General features: G+C 61.2%; 26 protein-coding genes. 12 read left to right on the top strand and 14 right to left on the bottom strand.

Going from position 1 to position 26,010, the window contains the following annotated elements; all coding sequences use genetic code 11:
* Positions 1-11 precede the first annotated feature (11 nt).
* The gene (gene gcvT, locus CYA_RS05850; protein ID WP_011430107.1) at positions 12-1,148 is read left to right on the top strand and encodes a glycine cleavage system aminomethyltransferase GcvT; all 1,137 of its coding nucleotides are present in this window, start codon (positions 12-14) and stop codon (positions 1,146-1,148) included.
* Here the strand turns inward: gcvT and CYA_RS05845 are convergent.
* Entirely contained in the window at positions 1,132-2,088 is a 957-nt protein-coding gene (locus tag CYA_RS05845; RefSeq protein WP_011430106.1) for a sigma-70 family RNA polymerase sigma factor, read from the bottom strand. The two genes, gcvT and CYA_RS05845, sit on opposite strands and share 17 nt — an antisense overlap.
* A gap of 669 nt (positions 2,089-2,757) precedes the next feature.
* On the bottom strand, positions 2,758-4,029 hold the full coding sequence (locus tag CYA_RS15620; RefSeq protein ID WP_148203183.1) for a hypothetical protein: 1,272 nt from the start codon (positions 4,027-4,029) through the stop codon (positions 2,758-2,760).
* A 239-nt stretch (positions 4,030-4,268) separates the two neighbouring features.
* On the opposite strand from CYA_RS15620, the gene ccsB reads away from it, so the two are divergent.
* The 3 genes from ccsB to tig all read left to right on the top strand — a co-directional run bounded on the left by ccsB (position 4,269) and on the right by tig (position 7,506).
* Positions 4,269-5,276, top strand: a complete 1,008-nt coding sequence (ccsB, locus tag CYA_RS05835) for a c-type cytochrome biogenesis protein CcsB (RefSeq protein WP_041438997.1) — start codon at positions 4,269-4,271, stop codon at positions 5,274-5,276.
* 84 nt (positions 5,277-5,360) lie between these two features.
* Positions 5,361-5,744 (top strand): LapA family protein, encoded by a 384-nt coding sequence (locus CYA_RS05830; RefSeq protein ID WP_011430103.1) that lies wholly within the window; start codon positions 5,361-5,363, stop codon positions 5,742-5,744.
* Between the two features lie 88 nt (positions 5,745-5,832).
* A complete protein-coding gene (gene tig / locus CYA_RS05825; RefSeq protein ID WP_011430102.1) occupies positions 5,833-7,506 on the top strand; it encodes a trigger factor in 1,674 nt (557 codons plus the stop codon).
* A 69-nt stretch (positions 7,507-7,575) separates the two neighbouring features.
* Here the strand turns inward: tig and CYA_RS05820 are convergent, their stop codons facing one another.
* From CYA_RS05820 to hisG, 6 genes are all read right to left on the bottom strand, one after another.
* The gene (locus CYA_RS05820) at positions 7,576-8,700 is read right to left on the bottom strand and encodes an extracellular solute-binding protein (protein ID WP_011430101.1); all 1,125 of its coding nucleotides are present in this window, start codon (positions 8,698-8,700) and stop codon (positions 7,576-7,578) included.
* Positions 8,672-9,130 carry a Holliday junction resolvase RuvX gene (locus CYA_RS05815; protein WP_049749742.1) on the bottom strand — a complete coding sequence of 153 codons (459 nt, stop codon included), beginning with the start codon at positions 9,128-9,130 and terminating at the stop codon, positions 8,672-8,674. The genes CYA_RS05820 and CYA_RS05815 overlap by 29 nt, the downstream gene beginning before the upstream one ends.
* Entirely contained in the window at positions 9,127-10,506 is a 1,380-nt protein-coding gene (locus CYA_RS05810; protein ID WP_011430099.1) for a DUF3084 domain-containing protein, read from the bottom strand. Before CYA_RS05810 ends, CYA_RS05815 begins: the two co-directional genes overlap by 4 nt.
* Before the next feature lie 409 nt (positions 10,507-10,915).
* Complete coding sequence (locus CYA_RS05805; RefSeq protein ID WP_041438255.1) at positions 10,916-11,110, bottom strand: hypothetical protein; 195 nt, start codon at positions 11,108-11,110, stop codon at positions 10,916-10,918.
* A 105-nt stretch (positions 11,111-11,215) separates the two neighbouring features.
* Positions 11,216-12,010 carry a photosystem II manganese-stabilizing polypeptide gene (locus CYA_RS05800; RefSeq protein ID WP_011430097.1) on the bottom strand — a complete coding sequence of 265 codons (795 nt, stop codon included), beginning with the start codon at positions 12,008-12,010 and terminating at the stop codon, positions 11,216-11,218.
* A gap of 199 nt (positions 12,011-12,209) precedes the next feature.
* Positions 12,210-12,959 (bottom strand): ATP phosphoribosyltransferase, encoded by a 750-nt coding sequence (gene hisG, locus CYA_RS05795; protein WP_011430096.1) that lies wholly within the window; start codon positions 12,957-12,959, stop codon positions 12,210-12,212.
* 262 nt (positions 12,960-13,221) lie between these two features.
* Here hisG and CYA_RS05790 point away from each other — a divergent pair, with 262 nt between their 5' ends.
* Both CYA_RS05790 and CYA_RS05785 read left to right on the top strand, forming a co-directional pair.
* Positions 13,222-14,343 carry a sugar phosphate nucleotidyltransferase gene (locus CYA_RS05790; RefSeq protein ID WP_011430095.1) on the top strand — a complete coding sequence of 374 codons (1,122 nt, stop codon included), beginning with the start codon at positions 13,222-13,224 and terminating at the stop codon, positions 14,341-14,343.
* Positions 14,321-15,067, top strand: a complete 747-nt coding sequence (locus CYA_RS05785; protein WP_041438253.1) for a GvpL/GvpF family gas vesicle protein — start codon at positions 14,321-14,323, stop codon at positions 15,065-15,067. The genes CYA_RS05790 and CYA_RS05785 overlap by 23 nt, the downstream gene beginning before the upstream one ends.
* On the opposite strand, the gene CYA_RS05780 is transcribed toward CYA_RS05785, so the two are convergent.
* Entirely contained in the window at positions 15,046-15,438 is a 393-nt protein-coding gene (locus CYA_RS05780; protein WP_041438250.1) for a hypothetical protein, read from the bottom strand. The genes CYA_RS05785 and CYA_RS05780 overlap by 22 nt on opposite strands.
* A gap of 192 nt (positions 15,439-15,630) precedes the next feature.
* Between CYA_RS05780 and CYA_RS05775 the strand changes: the two genes are divergently transcribed.
* Positions 15,631-16,272, top strand: coding sequence for an exopolysaccharide biosynthesis protein (locus CYA_RS05775; RefSeq protein ID WP_011430093.1), 642 nt, complete (start codon positions 15,631-15,633; stop codon positions 16,270-16,272).
* A gap of 157 nt (positions 16,273-16,429) precedes the next feature.
* Here CYA_RS05775 and CYA_RS05770 read toward each other — a convergent pair whose 3' ends face one another.
* The 3 genes from CYA_RS05770 to CYA_RS05760 all read right to left on the bottom strand — a co-directional run bounded on the left by CYA_RS05770 (position 16,430) and on the right by CYA_RS05760 (position 19,659).
* The gene (locus tag CYA_RS05770; protein ID WP_228375469.1) at positions 16,430-17,635 is read right to left on the bottom strand and encodes an S-layer homology domain-containing protein; all 1,206 of its coding nucleotides are present in this window, start codon (positions 17,633-17,635) and stop codon (positions 16,430-16,432) included.
* Positions 17,636-18,150: 515 nt separating this feature from the next.
* Positions 18,151-19,065: a S1 RNA-binding domain-containing protein gene (locus CYA_RS05765; protein ID WP_011430091.1), complete on the bottom strand. Its 915-nt coding sequence runs from the start codon at positions 19,063-19,065 to the stop codon at positions 18,151-18,153.
* 153 nt (positions 19,066-19,218) lie between these two features.
* A complete protein-coding gene (locus tag CYA_RS05760; RefSeq protein WP_011430089.1) occupies positions 19,219-19,659 on the bottom strand; it encodes an RrF2 family transcriptional regulator in 441 nt (146 codons plus the stop codon).
* 129 nt (positions 19,660-19,788) lie between these two features.
* Here CYA_RS05760 and CYA_RS05755 point away from each other — a divergent pair, with 129 nt between their 5' ends.
* Together CYA_RS05755 and CYA_RS05750 are read left to right on the top strand one after the other, a co-directional pair.
* Positions 19,789-20,784 (top strand): AAA family ATPase, encoded by a 996-nt coding sequence (locus CYA_RS05755; protein WP_011430088.1) that lies wholly within the window; start codon positions 19,789-19,791, stop codon positions 20,782-20,784.
* A 53-nt stretch (positions 20,785-20,837) separates the two neighbouring features.
* Positions 20,838-21,281: a hypothetical protein gene (locus tag CYA_RS05750; RefSeq protein ID WP_011430087.1), complete on the top strand. Its 444-nt coding sequence runs from the start codon at positions 20,838-20,840 to the stop codon at positions 21,279-21,281.
* A 58-nt stretch (positions 21,282-21,339) separates the two neighbouring features.
* Here CYA_RS05750 and CYA_RS05740 read toward each other — a convergent pair whose 3' ends face one another.
* Positions 21,340-21,771, bottom strand: coding sequence for a DUF1818 family protein (locus CYA_RS05740; protein WP_049749741.1), 432 nt, complete (start codon positions 21,769-21,771; stop codon positions 21,340-21,342).
* A 42-nt stretch (positions 21,772-21,813) separates the two neighbouring features.
* On the opposite strand from CYA_RS05740, the gene CYA_RS05735 reads away from it, so the two are divergent.
* From CYA_RS05735 to CYA_RS05725, 3 genes are all read left to right on the top strand, one after another.
* Positions 21,814-23,577, top strand: a complete 1,764-nt coding sequence (locus tag CYA_RS05735) for a SpoIID/LytB domain-containing protein (RefSeq protein ID WP_228375468.1) — start codon at positions 21,814-21,816, stop codon at positions 23,575-23,577.
* Positions 23,578-23,585: 8 nt separating this feature from the next.
* Positions 23,586-24,662, top strand: coding sequence for a GTPase Era (gene era, locus CYA_RS05730; RefSeq protein ID WP_011430085.1), 1,077 nt, complete (start codon positions 23,586-23,588; stop codon positions 24,660-24,662).
* Positions 24,663-24,733: 71 nt separating this feature from the next.
* The gene (locus CYA_RS05725; protein WP_011430084.1) at positions 24,734-25,336 is read left to right on the top strand and encodes a glutathione S-transferase family protein; all 603 of its coding nucleotides are present in this window, start codon (positions 24,734-24,736) and stop codon (positions 25,334-25,336) included.
* A 185-nt stretch (positions 25,337-25,521) separates the two neighbouring features.
* Here the strand turns inward: CYA_RS05725 and smpB are convergent, their stop codons facing one another.
* The gene (smpB, locus tag CYA_RS05720; RefSeq protein WP_011430083.1) at positions 25,522-25,986 is read right to left on the bottom strand and encodes an SsrA-binding protein SmpB; all 465 of its coding nucleotides are present in this window, start codon (positions 25,984-25,986) and stop codon (positions 25,522-25,524) included.
* Positions 25,987-26,010: the final 24 nt, after the last annotated feature.

Here is a 26,010-nt window from a genome sequence, read left to right as displayed (position 1 = left end):
GAGATCCGTGGATGAGCTCAACTCCCCTGCAACGCACCCCCCTGTTTCCCCTGCACCAAGCCTTGGGGGCGCGGTTTGTCTCCTTTGCCGGCTGGGAAATGCCGCTGCAGTATCAGGGGGTGGTGGCTGAGCATCGGGCGGTGCGGGAGCGGGCAGGCGTCTTCGACATCTCCCACATGGGCAAGTTCGACCTCTGGGGGCCGGAGCTGGGATCCCACCTCAGCCGTCTGGTGCCCAGCGATCTGGGCGCTGTGGCGGTGGGATCCGCTCGCTACACGGTTTTGCTAAACCCCCTAGGGGGCATTGTGGACGATGTCATCTTCTACCGGCACCCACCAGAAGGCGAGCTGGAGCACTGGAGCCTGATCGTCAACGCGGCCACCCGCCAAAAGGACTGGGAGTGGCTCCATCAGCAGGGGATCCCCGGCCTGGAACTTCAAGATCACACCGAGTCTCAGGTGTTGCTGGCGGTGCAGGGGCCGGCAGCCGAAGAGGTTTTGCAGCCTTTTTTGGCGGGATCCCTGAGGGCTTTGCGCCGGTTTCAACACGGGCAGTTTGCGACTCGAAAAGAGAGATCCTCAGGGGCAGGGGTCTTTGTGGCCCGCACCGGCTACACCGGAGAGGATGGCTTTGAGCTCCTGCTCGGCCCTGCCGACGGGCTTTGGCTCTGGGAGCAACTGGTGCAGGCGGGGGTACAGCCTTGTGGACTGGGCTGCCGCGATACGCTGCGCCTGGAGGCCGCTTTCTGTCTCTACGGGCAAGACATAGATGAGAGCACCACCCCCCTGGAAGCCGACCTGGGCTGGTTGGTCAGCAATCCAGGGGACTACATCGGCAAGCCTGCCCTCGAAAGCCAACGCCAGCAAGGGATCCCGCGCCGTCTGGTGGGGTTTCGGCTGTTGGAGCGAGCCATTCCCCGCCGCGGCTATGCCATCTACGCTCCCAACTCCCCTGAGCCGATCGGCCGGGTAACCAGCGGCACCCATTCTCCCACTTTGGGCTATGGCATCGGCCTGGGATATGTGGATTCAACTTGGGCTAAGGTGGGATCCCGGCTAGAGATTGAGATTCGGGGCCAGCGCCGTCCTGCTGAAGTGGTGAAGAAGCCGTTCTACAGAGGGCAGGCTCCAGTTAGCTTGGGGAGTTGAGCTGTCTGCCGGCCTTGGGGGTGGAGTATTCCTGCTGTAGCCGCCGCAATTTCCGCAGGGCCCGCCGCTCAATTTGCCGGACTCGCTCCCGCGAAAGACCGATGTGCTCCCCAATCTCCCGCAACGTCAGGCCCTTCGACCCATCCAGCCCATAGCGGGCCACAATTACCTGCTGCTCGCGTTCGCTCAGTTGGCTCACCAGGGCGCGCACTTCCTCGCAATGGGCAACCCGATTCAGATGTTCGATGGGATCGTTGTCCTCGTCAGGGATAAAGTGCTGCAGCTCGGTGCCGTCCTCGTCGCCTACCCCTACATTAAGGGATCGGATCTCGGCCATGTGGCGGGTGATCAGTTCGCGGTAGTTGTCGCCAATATCCAGCGAATCGAAAACTTCCTCTGCGGCAGGCCGGGATCCCTTCTCAGCGGACAGCTCGCGGTAGCGCCGCTTCACCTGGGAGACCTTCTCGTACATGTGGGCGGGCAGCCGGATCAGGCGCCCTTTGTTTTGGATGCCGCGGTTCACGCTCTGCCGGATCCACCAGGTGGCGTAGGTGGAGAACTTGTACCCCCGCGTGGGATCAAATTTTTCCACGGCGCGGGTGAGGCCAATGGTGCCCTCTTGAATCAGATCCAGGAACGGCAAGCCGCGGTTGCGGTAGCGCTTGGCAATCGACACCACCAGGCGCAGGTTGCATTCCACCATGCGCTTTTTGGCCGCTTCCCCCTGCCGCAGGATCTGCTGCAGCTCCTCTAAAGGGATCCCCAGCCGTCGGCTCCAATCCTCCAGCGACTCGTGCTGCCGCCGCTGCTCCAGAAGGGCCATCATCCGCTGCACTTGGTGGGCCAGATGCAGTTCTTCCTCAGCGGTGAGCAACGAGTAGCGCCCAATGATTTTTAAAAAACGCCCCACTGCGTCTTGCAGCTCAAGATTCTCCGCCATATCAAACCCCACACCATAAGTTGATGCCCTGTCAGAATCTTCGCTTCTGCTGTCGCATCAAGCTTGCTTCCCACAGTACGAAGCCGACCTTGCTGCAAACAGCACTTTATTCATACCAGTAGAAAAGCCTTTCCGTAAAGGTTTTGGCAACCTAAAATCCAGACTTTCAGCGGCTATTTGATTCACTAAATTTATTGAGTCTTGTCCTTGAGCTACCGCCAGCGGTTCCTCAGTTCCGGCCTCTGTCAGCTCGCCGATTTACGGGCAGATGTTACTAAAATAAGGCGATTCCGTTACTCAAAACTTAAATCAATAGGACAGAAAAAAGCAAGCAAGATCGGTCATGCTCTCTCAATCGTTAACCAGATTGTACTGAGATAAGAAACATGTTTTTTGATACACTCTACATCGCTACAGATGCCTATTTTGTCTGTAGAAATCTATCGGAGAGGCTGGCCCGGCAAGGTATCAAACAGCCTGCTAATCCATTTCTGAAACCTTTTGAGGCTGATTTCAGAGAGAGTTGTCAATGAGCCTCAACCCCAAACCAGCCAAGGCAGATCCCAAGGAAAAGCCATCGTCTTGGCTGCCCCAAGTTTAGAGTAAATCAAGATAAATTTTGGATCTCAGACACTACCCATAGAGTCAAGTCTTCGAGCCGCCATCGTACTACAGGTTATCCGTCGAGTAGGGGCTATGGAGCCCAGGCGGGAAAAGCCGCAACCCCTGCTGTCGCACTCGCCGCTCCTGGAAGGGGATGGGGGTGACGCGCGGCAAAGGTGTAGCCACAGGCTGGGGAGTTGAAGTGGGGACAGGCTGCGGAGAGGGCTCTGGGCTGGGTTCAGGTTCAGGAGTGAGCCCTACGGGCGGTGGCGCGGGAACAGCCGGGATCCCTTCTGCGGTGGGACGGGAACGGTCCAGCTGAAAGCGAGGCTGGCGAGGCGGCGCGGGAGTGGGTGTCGGGTTGGGCGTCGGCGTCGGGGTGGGTGTCGGCGTCGGGGTGGGTGTCGGCGTCGGGGTGGGTGTCGGCGTCGGGGTGGGTGTCGGCGTCGGGTTGGGCGTCGGCGTCGGGGTGGGTGTTGGGGTCGGCGTGGGCTGAGGCTGCACAATGGCCAGGGCCTCTTCCGCTTTCAGCTCGCCGCGGATCAGCTTGGAGAGCGTGTCTTGGCCCCCGGGGGTGTAGGTGATCTCGCGGGCAGCGCTGTTGAACACATTGCGGATGGGATCCCCTTTGCTGTCCACCAGCTCCACCACCATCACGTTGCGACCGGGCCTCAAGCCCTTCAAGTAAAAAGACTCCCAGCGATCCAGCAGGCCGGACTGGCCGTTGAGGGTGTAGCGGATGCGCCAATCCCGCGGCAGGTCGGTCAGCAAACTTTCGCGCACCGGGGCGTTGGCCAGCCAAAAATCCACCAAGATCGGCTCGGCACCGTAGCTGCCGCTGGGCTGGTTGTAGGTGAGCAGGGGCAACTGCGGTTGCGGCACATATTCCGGTGTGGAGGCGAGCACGTGGAAGCTGACCTGGGCGTAGGCCTCGGAGTTTTTAAAGCTCTCGTGCCAGGGCTTGCCGGCAAACACCCGCAGAGTATGGGATCCCGGCTCCAAATCTTCGAAAACGAGGGGAGCATCGGCGTCGTAATGGGCGATGTAGGGCCGGTTGTCCAGCACCACGTGCAGATGGGGGCCAAGGCCCAGTTGCGGATCTTTAAAGAGCGGGTACCCCTGCACCGCAAAGCGAACGGTTACTTGCCGCTCCGACAACACCTCTCCGGGTTGGGGGCTGAGGATCTGTACTCGCGGACGGCAGTGCTCCAAGTAGGCATCCAGCTTGGCGATCTCCGGCGGCACCGGTACCCGCTCGAGCTGAGGTAGCTGTTCCTGGGGCTGTTCAAGCGGGGATCCAGCGCAAGCGACCAGCACAAGAGCCGCCACCAGAGCCATCCACCATCCCCATCTCCAGGTTCTGGCCTTTCCCGCGTGTCTTTGCATGAGCCTCACATCCCAACACTTTCGGTATCCTGCCGAGCTGCAGATAAGCCATCCCCACATTACCAGCATGTGTCCTTTGGGGAAGATCCCCTCCCCCGCCCTAGAATGGGATCAGCGGTCTGGCCCAAGCCAGGTCAGGAGAACTTCTGAGGTCAGGTATGGCTGTGTTGGCGATAACGGCCCTTGCAGGCCTGGATCTAGCTCAGTGGCAGGCTTTGCTCAACAACGTGGCCTTTGCCGTTTGCTTAGGGGCCATGCTGTTTTATTGGGGCGGGGCAGCGTTTCCCCAGGTGCAGCTTCTGTCGGAGCTGGGCTTGGCGGGGATGATCGGGGCGAACTTGACGATCGCCGCCCTGCTGACGGCCCGCTGGATCGATGCCGGCTATTTCCCCTTGAGTAACTTGTACGAGTCTTTGTTTTTCTTGGCCTGGGGGATCACCGCCTTGCATCTGCTGGCTCTCCACTGGACTCGTAGCCGTTGGGTGGGGGTGACGACCGCCCCGCTGGCGACGGGCGTTGTGGCCTTTGCCGCCCTGGCCCTGCCGGCAGATATGCAGGAGGCCCAGCCACTGGTGCCGGCTTTGCAATCCAACTGGCTGATGATGCATGTAACGGTGATGCTTCTGGCCTATGCAGCCCTCTTGGTGGGATCCCTTTTGGCCATCGCTTTTCTCATCGTCACCCGCGGCCAGGAAGTTCAGTTAAAGGGCAACTCCCTCGGCCTGCAATTTGGACCCTCCCAGCCTGCAACCCACCCCGAATGGACAGAAGCCACCCTGCCATCGCCCGCTGCAGAACTGGTCTACGCCGGGATCCGCTCCCCCCGACCGGCTGAACCCCCTCCCCAACCGGCACCCGAAGGGATCCCGCTGCAACGGCTGAGCCTGGCGGAAATCTTAGACAACACCAGCTACCGGCTAATCGGGCTGGGGTTCCCGCTGCTGACCATCGGCATCATTGCCGGCGCCGTCTGGGCCAACGAAGCCTGGGGCACCTACTGGAGCTGGGATCCCAAAGAAACCTGGGCCTTGATCACCTGGTTGGTCTTTGCCGCCTATTTGCACGCCCGCATCACCAAAGGCTGGCAGGGCAAGCGCCCCGCTCTCTTGGCCAGCTTGGGCTTTGGGGTGGTTTGGGTGTGTTATCTGGGGGTGAACTTTCTGGGCAAAGGCTTACACAGCTATGGCTGGTTCTTCTGAGATCTCTTGGGCCAACAAATCAACCCCCGTTTGTGGGTATTCTGGTGCTGGCAAGCCGTCGTGGATCCCTCTGAGGAGAAAAGCATGCGACTGTTCAACTACCTGATCCTGTTCTCGGCCCTCCTGGGAATCGCTCTTTTCGCCATGCAAAACGCCAGCCCGGTCACGATTACCTTTGCCCCCGGCGTCAGCGTTGAAAGCCCGCTGGCGATCGAACTGTTGGCCTCTGCCGGGATCGGGGCCGCCCTTGCCTGGCTCTATAGCCTCTGGATGCGTCTCCAATTCAGCATCGAAGCCCGCGAGAAAAATCGGCAGTTGCAAGAAAAGGAAGTCACCATTAGCGAGCTGAAGGAAATGGTGGTGGAGCTGGAAGCCAAAGTCAAGCAACTGCCCCCCAGCAAGCGTGCCGAGCCCCAGGAAGACATTCAGGACGTTAAGGAAGTCACCACAGAGGGATCCCCTGCCTAGAACTGTTCCGAATGGATCCCGTCGATCTCCAAGCAGTTGGGGTAAAATTGAAATTCTGCTTGCCTCTTCCACTAGCCCATCACTTCCTATGCAGGTCACACAAGAAAAACGTCCTGGCAGCCGGGTTGGCCTCAAGATCGTGGTAGAAGCCGACCAGGTTAAGCGCTCCTACGAAAAAACCTTGCGCCAACTGGAGCGGAATATCCAGATCCCCGGATTTCGCAAGGGCAAAGCTCCCCGCAACCTGGTGATACGCCAGGTGGGCCGCGAGCGCGTCATGGCCAGTGCCGTCGATGACCTGATCAACGAGGCCATCCAACAGGCGCTCAAGGACACCCAACTGCATCCCATCAGCCGCTTCGAGCTGGACGACAAGGTGGAGCAGCTTCTGGATCGCTTCAACCCGGAGGCCGACTTCAGCTTCTCGGGGTATGTGGAGGTGTACCCCGAAGCCCGTGTCGGCCAATACAAGGGCCTGACCGTCACGGCCACCCGCGTCACCGTCAAGCCCGAACAGATCGACCAGCTCATCGACCGGTGGCGGGATCAGCGGGCCACCCTCTTGCCGGTGGAGGATCGGCCCGCCCAGTTGGGGGATGTGGTGGTGATCGATTTTCAAGCCCGCGATGCCGAGGGCAATCCTCTGGAGGAAATCGCCGCCCAGGACTTTCAGTTGGAGCTCAAAGAGGAGAACTTCATCCCTGGTTTTGTGGCGGGCGTGGTCGGCATGCAGCTCGACCAAACCAAGGAGATCACAGCTACTTTCCCCGACGATTACTTCAGAAAAGAGTTGGCCGGGAAAACGGTTACGTTCACCGTCTGCCTCAAAGAGATCAAGACCAAAGAGCTGCCGGAGCTGGATGACGCCTTTGTGCAGGAGATCAGCGAGTTTCAGACGGTGGCCGAACTGCGGGAACACCTGCAAAAGCGCCTCGAGCAAGATGCCCTGCGGCAATCTGAGGAGAACCTGGAGACGGCCATCCTCAATGCCATCTTGGAAACCACCGAGGTGGATCTGCCGGAGACCCTAGTCGAGCAAGAAACGACACAACTGCTGGCCCGAAGCCTTCAGTCGCTGCAGCAGCAGCAAGGGGTCACGCCGGGAGAGATCCGCAAGTTCTTGTCCCAACTGCCGCCGGAAACTCTCAACCAGTTGATGGAGCGCCACCGGCCCGAGGCCATCAACCGGCTGCGGCGCACCTTGGCTCTGAGCGCTATCGTCCGGCAGGAGCAGATTGCCGTAGGCCCCAACGAATTGGAAGTCGAGGTGGAAGAGGTGATGGCGGCCTATGCGCAGCAAGGGCAGAAGCTGGATCGGGAGCGAGTCCGCCAAGCAGTCCACGAAGATCTGCTCGCCAACAAGGTGATGGCCTGGCTGAAGTCCCAAACCACGGTCAACTGGGTCGATAGCGAAGGCAACCCCACCGAACCGCCCACCCTTTCGCCCCGCTCTGAGGGTGAAGACCGGCAGGAGAGGTCTGAGTCGGCTAGGGCAGGGGTGCCGGAGACGGAGTTTGAGGCCGAGAAGCCAGAGGGATCCGCGATCCCCGAGGCAGTTGAGCCTCCTGTCGATGCGAAAGCTGAGGGGGAGGTTGCAACAGAGCCGCAGGCAGCTCTCCCTTCTGTAGAAGCAGAGGCGTCTGGGATCCCTGAGGCGGTTGAGCCTTCTGCAGAGGCGGCCACAGACCCTGCTGGCTTGCAACTGGAACAGGCCGTCGCGGAGACACCCAAAGCGGGCAAAAAGAGCAAAAAGGACAAGTAGAGGGTCCTGGTTGCCTCCCTAGACTTGCCGGTTCTCACACCTTGGCCGCCGGGGTCGGAAAAAGCCGGGCTACAAGAGGCCGCGCCGCATCTGGTCCCAGAGGCGGAGGTAGGACTCGGCTTCGGCGGGGCTCAGAGGCCGCCAAATCTCGGCGCGCTCCCAGGTAGAAGGCTGAAAGTCAGCCCTGCGACGCAGCCGAGGAGAGAGTTGGGCCAAATCCAGCGGCCAAACCGAAGGGATCCCGCTCAAGTTCACCAGGCGGGGGGCGAACTCTGGGGTTAGGACGAAGTCAATCCAGTCGGCCAGCAGGGATCCTTCCAGCTCTGGGGAAGCGTTGTGAGCTCTATGCGGCCGCACCCAGACATCCCACCAGATGGCGGATCCCGAAGCCGGGATCGCCACCTCCAGCTCGGGGTAGTTGGCCTGGGTGGCATAGAGATCCTGCGACCAGCCCACAGCCACCCAGCTATCGGCCAGGCGCAACATGGGCAAGTAGTCGGCGGAAGTATAGGCCAGAACCTGGCGGTGCAGGGATCCCAGCTCTCGCCGCAGTTCGGCCTCTTCGGGATCGAGGGGATCGTTGTAGGAGCGGCCCAGCTTTTTGAGGACGAGCCCGATCACCTCCCGGGGGTGATCGGGCAGGGTGAGTTTGCCGGCCAGCTCAGGCCGCCACAGATCCGCCCAGTCCCGGATGGGGTCGCTCACCCGGTCGCGGCGGTAGGCAATGGCCGTTACCCCCCAGCGCCAGGGCACGCCCCAGATCTGCCCCTCTCGCCGGGCAGCAGCCTGCCAGCGGCGATCCAAGTGCTGCCACCGTTCTCCCAAGAGGTCAGGTGGCAAGGGATCCAGCCAACCGGCAGCAATGGCCCGATCCAAGACGTCAGCTCCCAACAGGCTCAGGGCCGCTGCTGGCGGCTGTCGCCGGAACCATCTCCCCGGCTCCCACCAGGCCAGCTCAGGCGGCTGGACGCTCTGCTGCAGGTAGGCCAGCAACTGGGCCCGCTCGTCCAACAGTTGCAGCCGAAAGCGAACCTGGGTGCGGCGGCGAAACTCGTTCACCAAGCTGGCCGGGATCCCCTGTTTAAGGGCGAGAATGAGGGGCAGAGAGCCCCTAGGCCCGCCACAGCCGGCCACCGCCAGCCCCAGCAGGAGCCCGTACAGAAATTCACGTCGGCTCAGCCCTTGCTTGCCCACGCCAGTACCGCTCCACCAGAATCAGGGCCACCAGATCATCGTAAGCCTTGTCCGGCACCCGCATCCCCTTGGGCAACAGCCGCTCCCATCCCCGCGGTGGGTAAAAATCCCAGTAGCGCCGCCGGGCTTCTTCTGAGCTGTGCCTCTCGTCCACCAGAACAATCTGTTGGGGTGGGAGGAGCGACTCCAGTTGCCGTTTCCAGCCTCGCGCCGTTGTCTGATTTCCCAGGATGAGCCGCTCCGCCCCAAACTGCTGCCAGAGGGCCTGCAACCTGGCCAAGGCCTCCCCGGCTGAGACCACCTCCCGATGCAAGACCTGCCACGCCGGCTGAACTTGCACCACGGCAAGGCCGCACTTGTCCCGCCCCGGGTCAAAACCCATCAGCACTCGCCCCTCTTCCAGCCCGCCCAGATGGAGTGGATCCCTCATCCCCCAATCTGCCCCGCCTGCTGAACGGGGGTGGTGCCCTGCTGGCCAGAGGCCTCCGCCATCAGGAAACTCACCCGCAGCGGCCCCGCCGTGTAGATGTCGGTGTCAGCAACCAGCTTCACATCCAGGGGGGTAGTGCTCTGGCGGAGATGCTGCACAACTTCCAAGAACTTGACCTGCGAGAATTCTCCGACAGTGCCGGTGATGGGATCCGAGAGGAGGCCTTCTGCCTGGGAGCGCTGATTGGCCTGGTTGAGGAGCTCCAGCAGCCGCTGTTGGATTTCGTTCTCGCTCAAGCCTGGCTGGATTACACCCTGCGCCAGCACGGATCCCCTGGCGAAGATGCGCTGGTTGGGGTAAATCTCCACCAGCACAGGCACAGGCTCTCCCTTAAGCCGATTGGTGAGGGAGAGGATGCGCACTGCCCAGCTACCAGGTTCCTTCAACTTTTCCAGAGCTTGGTCGGCCTCCTCGCGGCGGATGAGGATGGCGTTCTCCAGAGGGGGGATGGGCCGGGAGCCGAGGGCAAGGGCCCGCTGTTCTGCCTGGGCCAAAACTCGCTCAAACTGCCGCCGGACTGCCGCCGGGTCTGCCCCTGCTGGCGTTTGCACAACTCCTGTAGCCAGGACTTCTCCCGCCAGAATGGCCAGCTCTCCCCGCCGCAGCCGCACCGCTAACTGGTTGAGCTGCGCGATCTCCTGCTCAAGCTGCTTTTTTTGAGTTTCCAGTTGGCTCAGGGCCGTCTGCGCCGTATCCAGAGAGCGCTCCAGTTGATCCCGATCCAGTTGCAGAGCCTGCTTTTGCGACTCCAGATCGGCAATCATCTTTCGGGCCGCCTCCACCTCTGCCTTCACCGCCTCCAACTCCGCCTGGGCCCGCTCCAGGCCGGGCTGCACTTGGGCCAGTTGCTCGTTGGCTGCCGCCAGCTTCGCCTCCGCCTCTTGCCGCTCTTGTAGCGCCATAGCCAGTTGATCCCGGACTTCGCTCAGGCGTGTCTGGGCTGCCGATTGCTGACTGCGAAATTGGTCGAGATCCAGCTTGAGGCGGTCTCGCTCGGCTCTGAGAGTGGCATTCTCCGCTTCCAGCAGAGCTTTCTGGCGGTTGAGGGCCCGCAGCTCCTGCTCTGCCTGGGCAATTTGGTTGGTGTAGCTGAACAGGGCTTCCGAAAGAGAGCGGTTGAGGAGCAGCAGCGTGCCCAAGGTCAGCGCCGAGATGCTCACGCCGGTAATCACGGCTACCAAAACGGCCGTGTGGCGGGGACGCAGGTTAAACCAGGTGAGGCGCTTTTTGCCAATCCGATACCCGACCCGATCCCCGACAACGGCAATCAGGCCACTGACAAACAACATGTAAAGGATCAGCAGTACGCCTTGCATAGCCCGGGATCCCTGCCATGGAAATCTTAGCAAGGTTACCCTGAAGGTCTGGGAAGTTGAGGGCAGGCCGAGCCAGAGAAGTGCGGCCCCGCGTAAGCGGATGGGGTTGAAGGACTCCGTCCGGCTGACGCGAACAGTAGCCCTGAAGCATGCTCGCTTAGAGAGCAAGCAAGCCCCGAACCCCCCCGTATACGCGGGGCAGGGGGGCTGGTTTATAGAACGCCCCAAAAGGGCGGTAACCTTTGCACCGTTCAGGTCGGCGTCACCCCTCCAGCCGCAATGTCCACAAGAAAACCCTTCCTACAAGACTTGCCTGGCTCTGGGTGGATGCGCAGACACCTACCTGCCGCCGCTACCTGCTGCACATGAGCCCCTTGAGAAGGCTTCCACCTGCTCAGCTAACGTCCGTTTAGAAATATCGACGCCGCAATAGGAGTAGCCACGCCGAATCAATGCCCACCTCGAGAAAATAGGTCTCAGGAGTGGCTCCCCCTGTCGCCAAGATGGCATCGGCGATCTCTTCCTCTACAGCGGGGAAAAAGCTGCGGGTAGCATCGTAAAAGTCGGCAGCCCGATCAAAACAAACGCTGTGGGATCCTGCCATCGCCGCCCTCTTCCCCAACAGGCAAACCCAGACAGACAGAGTATCAACAGGAGTGAGCAGGGATCGACCGGATCCCTGCCCCCTCAAGCCCAAAATTTGCTCTCTTCAAGACTCCGGCGCCAGGCGGGCATAGAACAAGCCCTGGACACGGACGGTGCGGGGTTCCAGTGCCCCTTGCTCGGTGCTGGACTGCTGAATGCTAACGAAGGAGCCGCCCATCTCTCCCGTGCTGGGATCCACGCGGGCAATGCGCAGCGACAGTTTCCCCCGCGAAACCTCGTCCACCTTGCGGTTGGTGGCGAAGTCGTCCTTGGCCGCCTGTAGCCCTACGGCTGTGTCGTAGCCGGTGTTAGAGCCGCGCCCGCGCGCGTCGAGGAAGGTGCTGGTGTGGTAGCCGGGCACCAAGAACTCCCCTTCAAAGTCGGTCGAGGGGTCAATGGCGGAGCCCTGAGCTGTGGCCACCAAATCTTTCACGCTAAACAAAAATGGCACCAGCTCGCGGCGGGGCAACTGACCGGTGGTCGGCTGAAAGGTGATCCCGTCCACCACTTTGAGCTCCAACCCGCCGTCTTTGGGGGTGACCTCAGCCTTAATCGGCCCCAGCGTGGCTGCCGAGATCATGATGTTTTTGGCCTTGATAAACTCTTTTTCCCCGTTCCGTTTCTCTTCTTCCACCTCAATTTGCACCGGCTGGAAGCAGACGTCTGTCAACTTTAGGGATCCCCCCTTGGGCACCTCGATGCGGCCGCGGGCATCGTCCGAGACGGAAGGGCATATGGCCGCCTTGCCGGTGTTGCGGATCTGGTCGTAGGTTAAGGGGGCCTTGGCCGCCTCCGCCGGCAGGGCGAAGACGCTCAAACAGAGCGCCAACAGGATGGCGAGTAGTGGACGGTACCGCATAATCAACCTCGAAAAACCTGTTTTAATCTCAATGCTGCTGGGGAAAATAAGCCCGAATGCCCCTATTGTACGCAATAGTGATCCCCTCTTTGGCCGGGCTTGCAGAAGTTTCCTGGCCAGGCAGAGCTGTCGGGTAGCTGCGTTTTCCTACTTCTTGGATTGCCGACCCCTGCCCTTCTACAAAGACCTCGCGGCCCCCTCAAAGCGGGCCACTCGCCACCAGGGATCCCAGCCAGCGCTCCCGAATCTGGTTCACCAGCTCGCCGATGGGCTGTTGGTTGACGCGGTAGCTGGTGGGATGGGCGATCAAGCGGGCGGTGCTCTCGAAAAGGCAGTCCCGTTCCACCAGGCCGTTTTCCCTCAGGGTACGTCCGGTGGCCACCAAGTCCACAATCGCATCGGCCATGCCGGTGATGGGAGCCAGTTCCACTGAGCCGTAGAGGGAGATAATTTCCACCGGCAAATCCAACCGGTCAAAATACTCGCGGGCGCAGCCGACAAACTTGGAAGCCACGCGGGCATGGGGAGGCAACTGGGCCGCCGAGGTGTAGGGACTTTCTTGGCGAAGAGCCACCGACATGCGACAGTGGCCGAACTTCAGATCCAGCAGGTGGGCCACTCGCACCTCGCTGCCGGCATAGCGCTCCCGCAAGACGTCGTAGCCGACGATGCCCAGTTGGGCCTGGCCGTACTCCACATACACCGGCACGTCGTGGTTGCGCACCAGCAGCGCCTCGTAGCGTTGCCCGTTGAGCTGGGTGGGCGATTCAATCCGCAGCAGGCGGTTGCCGGGATCCAAAAAGCGACTGAAATCGATCCCCACCTGTTGCAAGCAGCGGATAGCGTCGGCCAGCAAGGCTCCCTTGGCCAGGGCAATGGTGATCGGCTGGCCGGCGGAACGGCAACCTGGGGTATCGGGATGCGGGGCGGGGCTGAGGCCGAAAGCCATCGACATAGAAGGATGTCCGGGATCCCTGCTCTTGCCAGGGCTAGATAGAGAGTCAAGCCTTGACAGCGGCAGAGCAGTTGCGGGCGTTGCTTCCCCTCGATTGTAGAGGATCGGCCTCTTGGCGGCGATTCCCCCCTCTATCCCCCCGTACACGGGGGGACTGGGGGGCCAGCCCAGAGCGAAAACCCTCTTCTGTTATCCAGACTGCCGATCCTGGGATGATAAAGTCAGGAGACGATAGACCCGGAGGAGAGAGGACGGCATGAAAGCCATGATCCTGGCAGCCGGCAAAGGGACGCGGGTACGGCCCATCACCTACATGATGCCCAAGCCGATGATCCCGATTTTGCACAAGCCGGTCATGGAGTTCTTGGTGGAGCTGCTGCGGGAACATGGGTTCGACCAAATCATGATCAACACCAGCCACCTCGCTCACCAGATCGAAGACTACTTTCGCGATGGCCAGCAGTGGGGAGTACACATCGGCTTTTCCTTCGAGGGCCACTTCGAGAACGGCCAGCCGGTGGCCGAACCCCTGGGATCCGCCGGTGGCATGCGCAAGATCCAGGATTTTTCCGGTTTTTTCGACAGCACCTTCGTGGTGCTCTGCGGCGATGCCCTGATCGACCTCAACCTGACCCAGGTGGTCAACTTTCACAAATCTAAGGGGGCATTGGCCACGGTGGTGTTGCGAGAGGTGGATCCCAGCCAAGTCTCCAGCTATGGCGTGGTGGTAACCGATGCGACGGGCCGGGTCACCGCCTTCCAAGAAAAACCCAGGCAGGAAGAGGCCCTCAGCAACACCATCAACACCGGCATCTACGTGTTCGAGCCAGAAGTCCTGGACTACATCCCCCCCGGCTGCCCCTATGACATCGGCAGCGATCTCTTCCCCGCCTTGGTGAAAGCCGGCGCCCCCTTCTACGGCCTCAAGGCCGACTTCCAGTGGGTGGACATTGGCCGTACCCCTGACTACTGGCTGGCGGTACAGAAGGTGCTGCGCGGCGAGATCAAGGGGGTCAAGGTGCCCGGGATCCAGATTCGGCCCGGCGTCTGGACGGGGATCAACATCCGCGCCAACTGGGATCGCATCCATATCGAGCCGCCGGTCTACATTGGGGCCAGCACTTACCTGGCAGACGGGGTGAAGCTCATCGGCCCCACAGCCATTGGCTACGGCTGTGTGTTGAACGAAGGGTGTACGCTGGATGGCAGCCTCATCTTCAACTACACCCAAATCGCTGCAGGAGTTACCCTGCGCCACCAGATGGTGATGGGTCGCTACTGTATTTCCTCCGATGGCAATGCCATCGACACGGAAGAGTCCAACCTCACCTGGTTGATCGGAGATGCTCGCAGCCATGCCAACGGCAAATCCCAATAGCACCCTCTATCTCTACGGGATCGTCGCTGCCCCCGGCCCGCGCCACCTGAATGTGGTGGGGCTGGACAAGCAGCCGGTGGGGATTCACGTGCTGGGATCTTTGGCCTTTCTCTATTCCCAGGCTCGCCAGGAGCGCTACTTGGCCAGCCGGGCCAATCTGCTGGCCCACGAAGCTGTCCTAGAAACCGTGATGAGCGAGGGATACCGCGCCCTGCTGCCGCTGCAATTTGGCCTGGTGGTGAGCGGCTGGGATCAGGTAGAGCAGGATTTGATCAAACCGCACTTGGCCGATCTGCTGGCCCTGCTGCAGCGCCTGGAGGGCAAACGGGAGGTGGGGGTAAAAGTCTTCTGGGATCCCCAGCAAGAGCTCCAATTGGGGCTAGAGGAAAACCCGGCCCTGAAAGCCCGGCGGGACGAAATGGCTGGCACCCCCTTGGGGCTAGATGCAGTAGTGGAAATTGGGCAGGCTCTGGAGCAAATGCTGGAGCAACGGCGCCAACACATTGCCCAAACCTTCACAGCCGCCCTCGGCTCTCTGGCCAGCGATCGCGTCGAGGGAGAGCTGCTTACGGAAAACATGGCCTACAACAGCTCGTTTCTCATCAACTGGGAAGATGAGCCGGCTTTTGCCCAAAAAGTGGAGGAGCTGGATCGAGCCTTTCAGGGACGGCTGCGCATTCGCTACAACAATTTCACCGCTCCCTACAATTTCGCCAAGCTTTGACCGGCCTGTACTCCCCCCCCTATATCCCCCCGTCTACGGAGGGACTGGGGGGCCAGCCGCTTGGGACAGGCAGCGCGGATGTGGGACTCGCTCAGGTCGGGCATGAGGGCCAGGGCCCGTTGGGGATCGATTTGCGCTTCGCACACCGCCTCCAGCACCTGCTCGGCCAGAAGGGAAAGGGGCATATCGGCGGTTTGCTCAGGATCGGTATCCTCTCTAATTTGTCGAACTCCCACCGGCGGGGGAGGCAACACCGGCGGCGCCGCCTGCGGGGGCAAGGTGGTGGAGGTACCCACCTCCAACTGCGCTTCGGCCAGGGCCACACCGCGCCCTGCCACCAACAGGGATCCCAGCAACAGCGTCCCCCCCAACCTGCCTATTCCCTTGCTGAGCGGAGCATGCTTCCCCAGACCTTCTCCAAGGCTACCGCTAGCCAACCTTTTGCCCAGCGCTTCGCCGCTCATCTTACCCCTCCAAGACCACCCCTTTGTTCAAGATATCCAACAAACCTTGGATTTGCAGTAGGCTATCGTTGGCTCCCAAACCGTTTGCAGCCCCCCCCTATGGCTCGTCTATCGCAAGAGCTGGCCCGATTTGCCTGCCTTCCCGCCCATCCAGAGCAGCCCGAGCCTTACCCAGAGGGATCCCCACCCATCCGCCTTGAAGAGATTCTCAAACTGGCGGGCGAGCGCAGCTTTGGCTTGTTTTTGGCGGTGCTCTCCTTCCCTTCTGCTCTGCCTCTGCCAGCTCCTGGCTATTCCACTCCCTTTGGCGTGGTTATTCTGCTGCTGGCCCTACAAATGCTGGCGGGGCGAACCACCCCCTGGCTGCCGCCATGGGTGCTGCAGACATCCATTGAACGGAAGCAATTTCAAAAGTGGGTGCAGGCCGGGATCCCGTGGTTGCAGCGCATTGAAAAAGTTGCCTGCCCCCGTTGGCAACCAGTCTGCACCAGCCGCCTGGGCCAGGTCTGGCTGAGCACCTTGATCAGCTTGATGGGTATTTCCATGATCATTCCCGTGCCCGGCACCAACACCCTGCCGGCGATGGGGGTCTTCGTCACCGCCTTTGGCCTCCTCGAAGAGGACGGGATCCTGTGCAGCTTGGGATCCCTGATCTGTGTGGCGGCGGGGCTGCTGACCACTTCCATTTTGGTGGGCCTGTGGCTGGGGGGAACGACTCTGTTGGATTGGCTGAGAAGATAGCCTTTTGCCCTCACTCCCAACCCCGGCCCCCCCTATATCCCCCCGTGTACGGGGGGATACGGAGTTGGGGATCGAGGCAACGCCCAGCTTCACCGATGGAAAGACGGTGACGAAGTTGTATCGCCTGTGTCTTGTTGCAACGGACACCCCCGCGCCGCTAGCGGGATTGAGGGACCAGCGCCAGATCCTGGGTGAGGCGCAGCTCGATCACCTGGTTGGGATCCAAAACTACCACCTGTGGCGCCGTGACGTTGCCGATCACCGCTCCGGCCACCCCAGCCCCCAGCACTTCTTCTGTGGCAATGGCATTGTCGCCGGTCACCAAGCCGAGAATGGCGCCCGCTGCCGCGCCGATGGCCGCATCTTGGATGATTTTGCCCGTGGTGGTGTAGCGGGGATCCTTGACATCGTGAATGATGTCCGATTGGGCAGCCAAGGGGAACAGTTGGTTGTTGGCGATGATGCTTTCCGCCACAAAACGGGTGCCCCCTGGGGCCGGCTCAAAGCGGCCATCCACCCGCGAGCCGAAAGGCACCAGAATATCCCCCTGGGCGTTGCGAATCGGGTTGCGGACGATCAAGGACAGGGGGCGAGTTTCGTTGGGGGCGATGAAGAGGCGCTCGTTGAAGGGGGTGGTGGTCTGCATCAGGGTGCCCGCCGCCAGCGTGGAAAGGCGCAGGTCAAAGCCCGCCGGGGGGGTGGAAACCCAACTGCTCGGGTTCTGGGCCACCAGGGATCCCCGATTGAGCAGGGCCTGGTGGGTAAAAGCGGCCACCTCGGCACGGGTGGCAGGGCGGTTCGGCTCCAAAAGCATAGGATCCGGGTAATTGACAATCAGGCCGGCACGGTTGGCGGCTGCAAGTTGTGCCAGGGCCCAGTTGGGAATGGCTGCCGCGTCGCGGTAGCGGCTGAACAGCTCGCTCGGCTGAGCCGCGGGGATGGCACTCGTGTTGCCAAGGGCGTTAGTCAGGATCACCAGCGCCTCGGTGCGAGTAACGGGCTGTTCGGGTCGGAAGGTGCCGTCTGGGAAGCCGGCCACCAAGTTGTTGGCTGCCGCCGTGGAGATAGCATTGGCCGCCCAGTGGCTGGGAGGCACATCCCGAAAGCCGATGAAGGTACCAGAGGTGTTGCGAAGGCGAAAGGCAGTGGTGACAAGGGTGGCAAACTGAGCGCGGGTCACCGGCTCGTTGGGACGGAAGGTGCCATCCGGGAAGCCGTTCAACACCCCTTGAGAGGAGAGGGTCTCGATATAGGCTTGCGCCCAGTGGCCAAAGGTGTCGCGAAAAGGAGCGGCCATGGCCACCTGGCAGTGGATGCCCAGTGCGGCTCCCGATAGGAGTAGGCCGGCTGTGCGTGGGGTCAACAGAGAGGGAAACATCGTGCATTCACCAAGTTGTCGTAGCGCCCATTGCTGGGTCAATAGCTACTCTTATTCTGGCTATTTCCTCAGTGGCGGCAATAGCTAAAACCCTTGCTGTGTCCTAATTTGAGCATTTCCAACCTAAGATTTGCACGGAAACGCAATAGCGGAGGATTGGTAAGGAAATCTCTTCATCTCTGTTGCGCCAGCATCGCGTATAGACAACACCCCAGCCTCAGTTGCTGTTCACGGCATTGCCACTCTGTACAAGTTTGAAACAGCCCCCCAGGGCTCCGCAGTGCCAGGGAGTTGATGCTGGCAGGACATAGGATCCAGCCCCCCTCCCAGAGGGAGAGGGAAGCTGAGCATCAGGGATAAGGGGTGCTGTTTCCACAGCCGGTGGCTACGAAAGGTCCCCTGCTGCTGGCGGGATTGGGGGATCGGCGCCAAGTCTTGGGTGAGGCCCAGCCCAGGGATCCGGAAGGCTCGCCCAGGAGCGCCTTGGCAGTCGGTATGGGTTAAATGACCTTGCCCTCGGACGTGATTCTCCCCTTCAGTTTGCCGGCCCGCTCTTCAGCTTCCTCGGTAATGAGGGCCAGTTGCTCTAACACCTCGCCGGGGTATTTTTCCAACACCCGCAGAGAGAGCGCTACCCGCCCTTTGGCCTCATCCACATCGATGACCACGGCCTTGAGCGGCTGACCGGGCTGGAACAAGTCGGATAAGGAGGCGACAAAGCTTTGGCTGACCTGCTTGATGGGCAACAGCCCGCTGCCCCCCTCCTCCAGCTCCACGAAAACGCCGAAGGGCTTGAGGGCGCTGACCTTGCCCCGCACCACCTGACCGGTGGTGTAGATTCCCAGGCTCTCAGCTTGTCGCGCTACTCGCTGGGAGAGCACCAGCTTGTTGGCAGCGGGGTTGACCTCCAACAAACTGGCGGTCAGCGATTGGCCCACCAGCTCTTCTAGATTTTCCCGTTGGTTGAGATGCGAGCGAGGAATAAAGCCCCGCAGCCCCTGCACGTCCACCAGAACCCCGCCCTTGTTGGTGCCGATCACCAGGGCAGTTACCGTCTGGCCGTTGGTCTGTTTTTCGGCCAGCTCCTCCCAAAGTCGCTTCAGCCGCAGCCGCCGCGCCGAGAGTACGATTTGCCCTTCCGAGTCCTCTCGCAAGATGAGAAAATCGGCTTCGCTTTTGAGGGGAAAAAGCTCGCTCAAATCCTCTCCTGAGCGGATCCCGGCTTCTTTCAGGGGCAAAAAGGCCGGCGACTTGCCGCCGATATCCACCAGCGCCCCATCGTTCTGGTGCTGGAAGATGCGGCCTCGCACCACCTGTCCCGGTCGAAAGTCAAGGCTTTGCGCCTCCAGAGCCTTGGCAAAATCTTCCGAAGAAAACGTATCGGCAGCCTGAGAGCGAGGGGAGCGAAAGGTCATGGAATGCAAAGGAAGCAATTCAAGAGGCAATGGGTTTCAGGATAACCCAAAACTTGACAGGGATCCCAGCCCCTCTCGTCCGCCTCGGCGGGAAGAGGTACTCACCCTCTTGAGAGGAGGCCAAGCCCAGGGCATCGACACCGGCAGCTTCCTCTAGATGTAGTACATCAACCTGGCCTGTTGCTGTTGCGCCTGCCGGTCGCAGAGGTCTTGCAAGGTCGTTTTTTGGAGAATGCCCACCGCTGCCGCCTGGGCATCTTGCCAAGCCTGCCAGAGCACCTGGCGCTCCGGCGAGAGATCGCCGCTGGGCAAGTCGCGGGGGCGGGTGAGATCTTCTCCCTCGATGGCCTGAATGATGTCCAATAGGGAGATCTGCCAGGGCGGTCGAGCCAGAGAGTAACCTCCTTTGGCGCCCCGCTGGCTACGTACCAGGCCCTGCCTGCGCAGCGTGGCCAGCAACTGCTCCAGATAGCGGTCGGGAATCGACTGGTGGGCTGCGATCTCCTTAATCTGCAATACCCGGCCGTCATGGTAGTGCTGGGCCAACTCCAGAAGGGCCAGGAGAGCGTACTCACTTTTACAAGACAGTTCCAAAATACCCATCCTTCCTGCAAGGATCAGGTCTATGATACTCCGGTTTTCCACCGGGGTTTTGTGGGATCCCCTTTGGGTTGCCGGTGGGTTGGGCCTGTATGGTGGAATAGGCCCCTTTGGGAGTGGTTTATGGCAAGTGTTGGCACCCTGTCCGGTTCAGCGCGGATCCCGGCGGAGCGATTGCAAACTTTGCGGCAGCAGATCGGCAAGCTGATCGCCAACGTCGAGTCGGTGTTTCAAGGCAAGCCACGGGTGGTGCAGGCCGTGGTGACGGCCCTGGTGGCGGAAGGCCATGTCCTCCTGGAGGACGTGCCGGGAGTAGGCAAAACCACGTTGGCGCGGGCCATTGCCCGCAGCTTGGGGGCCAAGTTTCAGCGAATTCAATTTACCAGCGACCTCTTGCCGACTGACATTCTTGGCCTCACCCTTTTCAACAAAGAGAAAGGGGAGTTTGAATTTCGCCCAGGCCCCATTTTTGCCCATGTCATCCTGGCCGACGAGATCAATCGCACCTCTCCCCGCACCCAGAGTGCCCTGCTAGAGGCAATGGCGGAAAAGCAGGTTTCGCTGGACAACCGCACCTACCCGCTGCCCAGTCCCTTTATGGTGTTGGCCACCCAAAACCCCTTGGAGTATCACGGCACCTATCCCCTCCCGGAAAGCCAGTTGGATCGGTTTCTGGTGCGGCTGTCCATCGGCTACCCCAGCCCTGAGGTGGAGCGGGCTTTGCTGCTGCAGCGACAGCAGGCAGAGCCGGTGGAGGCTCTCCAGCCGGTGCTTTCCCTGGCGGAGCTGCGGGAGATCCAGGCGGCGGTGGATCAGGTGTACCTGGATGGATCCCTGGCCGACTATCTGCTGCAGGTGGTGCAGGCGACGCGTGCCTCCAGACTGTTGCGGGCCGGCGTGTCCACCCGCGGGGCGTTGGCCTTGGCAAGGGCAGCACGGGCGCAGGCGTTGGTGAGAGGGCGGAGCTTTTGCCTACCGGAAGATCTGCAAGCTTTGTTTGTGCCGGTGCTGGCCCATCGCATTTCTTTGGCCGGATCTGGGGACATGACGAGCAACCGACGGCAGGAGGCAGAGGCCGTCATCCGCGACATCGTGGCAACGGTTGAGCCGCCAGTTTGAGGAGGGATCCCTTAGGCGATAATAGGAGCCAGCGGTCTTGGGCAGAACTGCGGATGTCGGATCCCAATCAAGAAATTAAAGACCTCATCCTGGCTTTGGACAAAAAGCTGGAGGGAATCGACCGCAAGTTGGAAATCCAGGTGACGGAGATCAAAAGCGAGATCCGGCTGGTCAAAACCGACCTGGAAGCCAAGATCGACCTCACTCGCAACGACCTAGAGAGCAAGATCCAAGGCGCTCGCAACGAGCTGGAAGCCAAGATCGACCTCACTCGCAACGAGCTGGAAGCCAAGATCGACCTCACTCGCAACGAGCTGGAAGCCAAGATCGACCTCAGCCGTAGCAGCCTGGAAGTGAAAATCGCGGAGCTAAGCGGCAAAATGGATGGCTACAGCAAGCGGCTTGACCAACAGGAGTTCATCAGCCGCGGCGCGATCGTGGCCCTAGTCGTTGGGGTGGCCTCAGGGTTTATCAAGTATCTTTTCTTCAGCAATTGATTGGAGTTTGACCTGAGTTGCCTTGGGTTCCTCCCCAAAACCTGCAAGCGGCGGCGGGTCAGCACTCCTGGAATTGGTCGAGGGCACGACACAGCTCCGGGACAACTTCTGCTGGCCAGAAACCCTCACCCCGCCGGCCCTGGTGCAACTGGAGATAGAGGCCCCAAGCAGTGGCGCTGCCACTGGCAACCAACGTGAGGGCAGGAAAGGTCTGCTCCAGCGTAATGCTCTCCTCGGCCATCAGTTGGGAGGCGACAGCTTCCATATCCTGCTGCAGACGATACACCCCCTGCACAAATGCTTGCCATTCTTCTAGGGTTAGCTCCAACGCCCAAGTCTCTCCTCCCACCAGGGCCACAAAAGGGGAGCGCCCAGGATCCCAGCCCAACCGCCAGCCGGATCCCTTGCGTAGAGCAGGAGGAGGCAGGTTCGAGAATCCACCGTCGTTTCCGGTAAAAAGCAGGGAGGTAGAGGGGAGAGGAGCATCCATCGCTGCGGCTAGGCCAGAAAAGATGCGGGTACAATCGACAGGGTGTGTTGTCAGGATAAAGCGGCCATGGCCAGTTGTCAGTCTCCTACTGCCCAACCTCGCCGGTTTTTAAGGACTCCGCTCCGCTGGCGCAAACAGAGCAGCCTCATTTCCGGCTTGGGCCTGTTGCTGACAGCCTTGGTGCTCCGTGCCGCTGACGCGACCGGGGTTCGCAAAGAGGCCGAAGATCCTGTCTTGCCAGCGCAATTGTCTGCAGCGGCCACCCCCGAAAACCCGATCCTGCACGTGGGCATTGTGCAACGCTTTGGCCGTTCTGAGCAAGATCAGGTGGAGCTGGCAGCGCCGCTGGGGTCTTTCCTCACCCTGGAATTTGCCCAGGCAGACGGCAGCACCCAGAGGCAGCGGCTCCCACAAGTTACGGTTGGGATCGTCAACCGCGCCCTGGCCAGCCCGGAAACCGTGTACCGCCTCATCCTCAGCAGCCACAAAAGCTTCGAGAGCGCCGAGGCCAGCGCCAACTCCTGGGAATCTCTGGGCATCCGCACCGAGATCGCCCAACCGCAGGAATGGCAGGTGTGGGCCAGCCGCGCCTACACTCCCCAACAACTAATCCAGATTCAGCAGTATGCCCAGAAAGAAGGGATCCCTCAGGTGCGGCTGGAGGTGCAGGAGCGGCGCGAACGGGCGGAGCTGAGCTGGGTACATGAGCATTTTCGCTACCATCGCACCCGCCTGAGGGTAACCTCCGATGCCGGCTATCTGCGGGTGAACGACCGCTACTATGCCGGATCCATTACCATTCAGCCCAATGCCTACGGCAGCTATACGGTGGTCAACGCCGTGCCCCTGGAAACCTATTTACGGGGGGTGGTGCCCCATGAGGTGGGGCCAGGGGCCCCCTTTGCCGCCATGGCCGCCCAGGCAATTTTGGCGCGCACCTACGCCCTCAAGAACCTGCACCGCTTTCAGATCGACGACTACCACCTCTGTGCCAATACCCACTGCCAGGTTTACAAGGGGCTGAGCGGCACCCATCCGCGGGCCGACGAAGCGATTCGCCAGACCAGCGGCCTGGTGCTCACCTACAAGGGCGAGCTGGTGGATGCCGTTTATTCTTCCACCAACGGCGGCATCTCGGCAGGCTTTGAAGAGGTTTGGGACGGAGAGCCGCGCCCCTACCTGCGCCCGCAGGTGGATATCGCCCACCAGCCCGATCAGCCCTTCGATTTGCGGCAGGAGAGCGACTTCAAGGCCTTTCTGGCCCGGCGGGAGGGTTTCAACGAAGCAGGGGTATCGCGCCTCTTCCGCTGGGAGTTTTCTCAGTCGCTGGAGGAGCTAAACGCCCAACTGCGGGCCGCTCAAGAGTACCTCGGGATCCCTCTCCCCGAGTGGATGACCATCCAGGGGCTGCACGTCCTGGAGCGCTCGGTCAGTGGTCGGGTGCAGGCGCTGCACGTGGACTTGCAGACGCCCCAAGGGCTCCACTCGATTCTTTTGCGCAAGGATCAGGTGCGCCTGGCTTTTCCCCGCCTGTACAGCACTCTGTTTCGCGTGGAACCCCTGAAACAGAGCGGGCGGCTGACAGGCTACCGCTTTATCGGCGGCGGCTTTGGCCACGGGGTGGGGCTGAGCCAGTACGGCGCCTACACCCTGGCGCGGCGGGGGTTGAACGCGGCGCAAATCCTCGCCTTTTACTACCCCGGCACCACCCTGGCCGAGCTGGGATCCCTCTCCCTGCAGTTGCCTGAGGTTTCCCTGGCCTTTGACAGTAGCCAGGCGCAGTCCTGGTCCGGCTACCAGAGATAGGGGGCACGATGGAAGAAGAGCGACGGGAACGCGGCCATCCCCCTCTTCGGGATCCCGCTCCAGAGGAAGGGTGGCAGGAAGGGGCGGCCCAAGCGCCGCCAGAGCTGGCCCCCCCCTACATCCCCCCGTACACGAGGGGACAAGAGGGTGGCCGGGGGGAGGCGGGGCTGTCGGGGATCCCGGTCGCCCCACCGGGGTTTAAGTCGGGATTTGCGGCGCTCATCGGGCGGCCCAATGTGGGCAAGTCCACCTTGATGAACGCTCTGGTGGGCCAGAAGATCGCCATCACTTCTCCCGTGGCCCAGACCACCCGCAACCGCCTGCGGGGGATCCTCTCTTTGCCGCAAGCCCAGATCATCTGGGTGGACACCCCTGGCATCCACAAGCCCCACCACCGCCTGGGGGAGATCTTGGTACACAACGCCCAGGCTGCCATTGGGAGCGTGGATGTCGTCCTCTTCGTGGTGGATGGCTCGGTGCCGGCAGGGCGGGGGGATGCTTTTATCGCCGAGCGGATCCCCAGCGCGACCCCCTGCATCCTCGTCTGCAACAAAGCCGATCTGCTGCCCAAAGAGTCTGCCGCGCGCCAGGCCCACCAAGAGAGCTACCAAGCCCTGCGCCCCGGTGCCCCCGTCGTCTGGGTGTCGGCGTTGGATCCCGGCAGCTTGGCGCCCCTCATCCAGGCCACCGTCGACCTGCTGCCCCCTGGGCCCTACTACTATCCCCCGGATCTGGTGACGGATCAGCCGGAGCGGTTTATCATGGCGGAGTTGATCCGCGAGCAAGTTCTCTTGCACACCCGCGAGGAGGTGCCCCACTCGGTGGCCGTCACCATCGACCAGGTGGAAGAAACCCCCACCGTCACCCGCGTCCTGGCCACCCTCTACGTGGAGCGGGACTCGCAAAAAGGGATCCTCATCGGCAAAGGGGGGGAAAGGCTCAAGCAAATTGGCCAGGCCGCCCGCCTCCAGATTCAAAAGCTCATTGCCGGCAAGGTGTACCTGGAGCTGTTCGTCAAGGTGCGGCCCCACTGGCGGCGCTCCGAGCACCTGCTGCGCGACTTCGGCTACCGCGTTGAAACGTGAAGGGGTTTTGTGGCTGAGGTTGAGCTATCTGGTGGTATTGATGGGGATGCTGCACGTTGAGGTTAACGGCAATGCTGCGACTGTATGGGATCCCGACCTCCGGGAATTGCTACAAAGTAGAGCTGCTTCTCAAACAGTTGGGGATCCCTTACGAGACGGTTGAGGTCAACTCCAGGGTCGGAGAAAATCGCCGCCCCGAGTACCTGGCCAAGAACCCCCTGGGGCAGATCCCGGCTTTGGAGCTGGAAGACGGCACCGTCTTGGCCGAGTCAGCCGCAATCTTGGTTTACCTAGCAGAGGACACTCCCCTCTATGGCCAGACGCGGCTGGAGCGAGCCGAGATCTTGAAATGGCTCCTTTTTGAACAAACCCGCATTGCCCGCTACATTGCCACCACCCGCTTTTGGGTGCGAGCCGGCCAGGCCGAGGCCAATGCCGAGCTAATTGCCCAGAACCTGAAACTCGGTACCGAGGCTCTGGAGATCATGGAAAGCCACCTACGGGAGAAGGAGTTCTTCGTGGGCAACCGCTACACCATCGCCGATCTGGCCCTGTTTACCTATACCCATGTGGCCGAGCAGGGCGGGTTTGACCTCAAGCCCTTCCCCAACATCCGCGCCTGGTGTGAGCGGGTCAAGGCCACCGACCGCTTCTTTCCTCTCCCCGGCGCCTAGAATTTCCCAGTGGTGCCTTTGCAGCCGACCGAGTCGGATCTCGCTTCCAATCCTAGCGGAGGATTTCTCACTCCCAGCCCCTCTCCCTGAGGGAGAGGAAAACTGGAAATTGTTGCCACGAAGGGCTCCAGCGGCTTTGGGCCACCCCCCTCGGAAAATAGGAGCTGCCAGGAGCTTGTCGGGCCCTAGCGCCCCTTGAGCTCCCGCTGGATCTCCCGCCGCGTCTCCCGTTCCTTAATTGCTTGTCGCTTGTCGTGGAGCTTTTTGCCGCGGGCCACGCCCAGGTGAGCCTTGATCCAGCCGCGGTTGAGCACCAGCCGCAGGGGAACCACAGTCAGGCCTTTTTGCTCCACCAGGCCCCGCAGCCGGTCGATCTCGCGGCGGTGCAACAACAGCTTGCGGCGGCGGGTCGGGTCGTGGTTAAACACCTTGCTGGCAGTTCCGTGGGGGGCAACATGCAAGTTGTGCAGCCAGGCCTCGCCATCGCGAAAGAGGGCAAAAGCGTCTTGCAAGTTGGCTTTGCCCGCTCGGATGGACTTTACCTCTGTGCCGGTCAGTTGGATCCCGGCTTCGTAGGTCTCCAAGATCTCGTACTCGAAGCGGGCGCGGCGATTCTCCACCAGGGTTTTGACGTTGGGATCCACAGCCATACGCTTTCAGAAGAGAGCTTCGTC

The organism is Synechococcus sp. JA-3-3Ab (assembly GCF_000013205.1).
Lineage (GTDB): Bacteria > Cyanobacteriota > Cyanobacteriia > Thermostichales > Thermostichaceae > Thermostichus.
The sequence above is the reverse complement of the archived record's forward strand: the minus strand, read 5'-3'. Positions and strand labels throughout refer to the sequence as shown.